Below are 4,175 nucleotides of genomic sequence, written 5' to 3'. Positions count from 1 at the left end.
CTGCCCGGGATAGATGATGGACGAGGGTCCGAGGCTGTTGAGCCGGAACAGGTCATCGAGGGCGACACCCGTCCGCTGCGAGATGGCCCACAGGCTGTCCCCGCCCCGGACGGTGTACGCGACGGACGGCGCGGGTGCCGGGGCGGACTGCGGGGCTGGGGCGGATGCGGCGCCGTCGTCGGCGATACGGATCTGCTGGCCCGGATAGATGATCGAGCTCCAGCCCAGCCCGTTGAGACGGAAGAGGTCATTCAGGGGCACGCCGTGGCGGGCCGCGATGTCGCTCAGCGTGTCGCCCGGCTGGACCGTGTAGGCGTTGGCTGCCACAGCCGGAGCCGCGATCGCCGCAGTGAGCGCGGCCGCGGAGGCGGTGACGGATGCTGCCCTGATGCCGCGTGCCTTGTTCATGACGGCGTTTCTCCTCCCCATAGCCCTTCCGATCGGGCCGCGGGCGACCCCGCGGAACCACGTGGGGGCGCGTCTGACTCCGGCCGTTGGACATATCCAATCACATGGTTGGAGGGCCGTTGTGCAGGCGCGCACGGCGGGGGAGGGCGTTGGCGATGCCGGCCGCGAGGCGCGCGTCGGTGGCCTCGAATCCGGGGTGGCCCTGGCCGGGCGCCGCGGCGCCGTCATTCGGGTTGACGTGATGTTTCGCCGAAGCGTGGACGGCGTCCACCCCGGCTTCGAGGAGGGCCGGAAGGAGGCTGAGCCGAACACCTCCGCCGGCCATGACCTCGAGGCCTTCGGTGAGCCGGGCGGCAGCCACGATCCTCCGCAGCATGGGGAGGCCCGTCGACCACTCGGAGGCGCCGCCGCTCGTGAGCACGCGGGTCACGCCGCAGTGGGCGAGTTCCTCGACGAGCCGCTCGGGCGGGTGGCCCGCATGGAGCGCCGTGTCGAAGGCGCGATGGAAAGTGACCTCGGCTGCTGGAGATTCGTCGCGTGCGGCGCCGATCAGGCGCTCAAGGTCGGGGCGTGAGATCGTCCCGCGGGCCGTGAGCGCCCCGAACACCACGCCCGCCGCGCCGGCGCGCAGCGCGGCCCGGGTATCGGCCTCGGCCACGGCCAGCTCGTCCGGGCCGTAGGCGAATGCGCCCGGGCGGGGTCGCACCAGCACGTGGACGGGAAGCTCGGTCTCGACCGCGAGCTGGATGGTACCGAGGCTCGGCGTGATGCCGCCGGTCGTCCCGAGGGCCGCACAGAGCTCCACCCGGGTGGCTCCGACCGCCCGCGCGATCCGCGCGCCGTCGACATCCTGGACGGCGAGCTCGAGGTCGACATGCCGCTCTGTCAGGTCCATGCTGCGGGCTCCGTCGGTTGATGGGCGGTTCCGGCCGGTGCTGCGAGGGGCTTGTGCTGAGGTTCCGATTCGCGGTACTGTCCGGTTAGTACCAGTTCAGTTTCGAGGGTGCCCGGTGACGCTGTCAAGCGTGACGCCCGCGGGGTTTCGATCCAGACTGGTCACGTCGGCGCACGGATCGGGCGACCGGGAACAGAGCTGTTCCAGCACCGGGCAGCAAGCAGAGAGGAAAGCCATGTCAAAGGCGGAAAAGATCATCGAGGGACTCGGTGGGGCTGGCAACATCGTCGAGATCGAGGCCTGCATCACGCGCCTTCGCACCGAGGTCAAGGACCCCTCGCTCGTCCAGGAGTCCGTGCTCAAGTCCGCGGGAGCCCACGGCGTGCTCGCCGCTGGGACCGCGGTCCAGGTGATCGTCGGCCCGGAGGCGGACACGCTCGCCGAGGACATCGAGGACCTTCTGTGAGCACGGAATCGCTCGTCGTCCTGGCCCCGCTCAGCGGCCGCGTCGTGCCGCTCAGCGAGGTTCCGGACCCCGTGTTCTCGGGCCAGATGGTCGGCTCCGGCGCCGGCGTGGAGCCCGCGCCTGGGGAGTTCGACGTGGTCTCGCCCGTCGCCGGCAGGATTATCAAGCTCCTCCCGCACGCGTTCGTCGTCATCGACTCCTCGGGCCGTGGGATCCTCACACACGTTGGCATCGACACGGTCAAGCTCAACGGCGAGGGCTTCACCCTCCTGGCCGCCAAGGGCGATGAGGTCGAGGCAGGGTCGCTCGTCATGCGGGTGGACCCCGCGCCCGCGATCCGCGCGGGCTACTCGTTGGTGAGCCCCGTCGTCGTCCTTGATTCCAAGGCGGACACGGCGAGCCTCCTCGCGGAGGGGCAGGTCGCCGCGGGGGAGAAGCTCTTCAGCTGGGCGGTGTAGCCGCCCAGCTAGAGGTGGACCTCCATGGTGAGCGCGTAGCGGTCCGAGCGGTACCAGGACCGGGCATGCTCGATCGCGTGGTCGCCCGAGAACGAGACGCGGTCGAAGAACAGGACCGGCGCCCCGGCCTCCGCGCCCAGGAGGACGGCGACGTCTTGCGGCGCGCCCTCCGCGCGCACGGTCTGCCGCGCGCGGTCGATCTGGTGGCTGAAATCCGCTGCGAGCGCGCGGTAGATCGAGCCGGTGAGGTCGATGTCGAGGAGCCCCGCGGCGAGTGAGGCGTTGTACCAGGCGTCGTCGACGCTCACGGGGCGCCCGTCGGCGAGGCGCAGGCGGCGAATGTGGAGCGCCTCCTCCCCGCGCGGGAGGCCGAGGGCCTTCGCCGTCGCGTCCGGCGGGAGCGTTCGCACGGCTTCGAGGACGATCGTGCTCGGCTTGTGCCCCTGGGCCTCCATCTCCTGCGTGAATGATGCGAGATGGAGCGTCGACTGGACGGCACCCTCGGAGACGAAGGTCCCCTTGCCCGGGACACGCACAAGGTGGCCCTCGTTGACGAGCCGGCCGATCGCCGCGCGGACCGTGATGCGGCTCACGCCGAATTGGTCCATGAGTGTGCGCTCGCTCGGCACGCGCGCACCGGGATCGAGCTCGTTCTTGGCCATCCTGAGGAGGATCCCGTGGAGCTGCTCATGCTTGGGGACCTGGCTGTTCTCGATCGCCTCGACGCCCTGGCGGCCGTCCGCTGCCTTGCTGATCGCCATGGTTGCCTTCCCTCGGGGCCTGAATTGGATCGTACCAGTCCAGACCAAGGGCGGGCCGTGGCTCGCCGGGCGGCGTCCTAGCGGCCCGCGCCCGGCGCGCGGCCCGTCGAGCCGCGGAGCACGAGCGCGCCCTCAAGCTCGATGCGTTCCTCCGCGGTGTCGGCTTGGCGGGTCGACGTACTCAGCGTCTCGACGGCCAGCCGGCCCGCCCCCGCGAGGTCAAGCGCGATGCTCGAGAGCGGGGGATAGGTCGTGGTGGTGAGCGTGTCGTCGCAGCCGAGCACGCTCACGTCGAGGGGAACGCTCAGGCCGGCCGCCTGGAACCCGGAGATGAGGCCGTGCGCGATCACGTCGTCGAACGCGACGACCGCCGTCGCGCCCGCGTCCACGACCGCGCGCGCCACGTCGAATCCTTCGGAATAGGTGCCGCCAGGCGCGTCGAACAGCGCGAGGTCGAGACCTTGTGCGCGCGCCGAGCGCTCGACCTGCCGGGCCCGCTGGGCGTTCGACCACGATTCGGGCGGGCCGCCCACGTATGCGAGGCTCGCGTGGCCGTCGCGGGCGAACCCCCCGACGGCCTGGTCGAGAGCACGGTCCGCGCTCACGAGCACGCGCGGAATCCCCGCGACGTCCCGGTTGACGAGCACCGTGGGGAGGCGGTCCGCGATGGTCACGAGGCTCTTCTCGGGGAGGCGCGACGCGGCGAGCACGAGTCCCTCGACCTGCGGCGTGAGGCGCCCGACGAGCTGGAGCTCGCGCTCCGGATCGCCGTCCGAATCCGCGAGGATGAGCGAGAGCCCCCGCTCCTCGGCGGCGCGCTGCGCGTGTCGCAGTATCGGGGGAAAGAACGGGTTCGCGATGTCGGGAACGATCATGCCGACGACGCTCGAGCGGCCCGTGATGAGGGCGCGCGCATGGTTGTTCGGCACGTAGCCGATCTCGCTCGCCTTGCGCCGCACCTTCTCCACCGTCTCGGGGAGCAGCTTGCCCGGGTCGGTGAAGGCGCGCGAAACGGTCGACGGCGCGACACCGAGGAGCTTCGCGAGCTCCACGATCGTCGGGGCCTTGTACCGGATCACGCGCGCCTCCAGCCCGCTCCGAGCGCGGCGATCATGCGATGGTCCGCCCGCCTTGCACGACCTCGACGACGCTGCCCGTCCCGTCGAGGAGCACACAGTCCGCCGGGG

6 protein-coding genes are annotated in these 4,175 nt (G+C 71.2%); 2 read left to right on the top strand and 4 right to left on the bottom strand.

Annotated features, from left to right (window positions below; all coding sequences use genetic code 11):
* Positions 1-408, bottom strand: a 408-nt coding sequence (locus ACLN58_RS18825) for a LysM peptidoglycan-binding domain-containing protein (RefSeq protein WP_415856770.1), incomplete at its 3' end; no start/stop codon positions are given.
* Positions 409-508: 100 nt separating this feature from the next.
* Positions 509-1,303, bottom strand: a complete 795-nt coding sequence (locus ACLN58_RS18820) for a copper homeostasis protein CutC (protein WP_415856769.1) — start codon at positions 1,301-1,303, stop codon at positions 509-511.
* Here ACLN58_RS18820 and ACLN58_RS18815 point away from each other — a divergent pair.
* Positions 1,302-1,769: a glucose PTS transporter subunit EIIB gene (locus tag ACLN58_RS18815; protein WP_415856768.1), complete on the top strand. Its 468-nt coding sequence runs from the start codon at positions 1,302-1,304 to the stop codon at positions 1,767-1,769. The two genes, ACLN58_RS18820 and ACLN58_RS18815, sit on opposite strands and share 2 nt — an antisense overlap.
* A complete protein-coding gene (locus ACLN58_RS18810) occupies positions 1,766-2,227 on the top strand; it encodes a PTS sugar transporter subunit IIA (protein ID WP_415856767.1) in 462 nt (153 codons plus the stop codon). Before ACLN58_RS18815 ends, ACLN58_RS18810 begins: the two co-directional genes overlap by 4 nt.
* Before the next feature lie 8 nt (positions 2,228-2,235).
* On the opposite strand, the gene ACLN58_RS18805 is transcribed toward ACLN58_RS18810, so the two are convergent.
* Together ACLN58_RS18805 and ACLN58_RS18800 are read right to left on the bottom strand one after the other, a co-directional pair.
* Positions 2,236-2,988, bottom strand: coding sequence for a GntR family transcriptional regulator (locus ACLN58_RS18805; protein ID WP_415856766.1), 753 nt, complete (start codon positions 2,986-2,988; stop codon positions 2,236-2,238).
* A gap of 77 nt (positions 2,989-3,065) precedes the next feature.
* Entirely contained in the window at positions 3,066-4,067 is a 1,002-nt protein-coding gene (locus ACLN58_RS18800; RefSeq protein ID WP_415856765.1) for a LacI family DNA-binding transcriptional regulator, read from the bottom strand.
* Between the last annotated feature and the right edge of the window lie 108 nt (positions 4,068-4,175).

This window comes from Sinomonas sp. G460-2, assembly GCF_047759905.1.
In the GTDB taxonomy this organism is placed as follows: domain Bacteria; phylum Actinomycetota; class Actinomycetes; order Actinomycetales; family Micrococcaceae; genus Sinomonas.
This window is presented reverse-complemented; position numbering and strand designations above follow the sequence as displayed.